The organism is Staphylococcus sp. EG-SA-2 (assembly GCF_017152085.1).
The window spans coordinates 1-363 of sequence record NZ_JACYHC010000316.1; the positions used below are offsets into that span (position 1 = coordinate 1).

Consider the following 363-nt stretch of genomic DNA (forward strand, 5'->3'; position numbering starts at 1 on the left):
GCCTCAATTTCTGAAAAATCGACGCCTAGCGCATGCATCAAGACAAATAAATGATAAAGTTCATCTGCTACTTCACTTACAAATGCTTTTTTGTCACCTTTAATTGCTTCAATTACGACTTCAAAAGCTTCTTCACCGTATTTTTTTGTAATCTTTTCTATACCTTCTGTTAATAAATATTTTGTATATGACTTTTCATTATTGGATTGGGCACTATCTTGAACTGTCTGCGCTAATGTTTGCACTGAAAATGGAACTTCTGTGTTGAAACAACTTTGACTGCCTGTATGACATGTTGGTCCATTTGGTATGACATCAATTAAAATAGTATCATTGTCGCAATCTACATGAATATCTTTAACA

1 protein-coding gene is annotated in these 363 nt (G+C 33.3%); it reads right to left on the bottom strand.

The window, feature by feature from the left end:
* Positions 1-363: phosphoribosyl-ATP diphosphatase (gene hisE, locus IDG60_RS03075; protein ID WP_206160484.1), on the bottom strand; the 363-nt coding region annotated here is incomplete at both ends.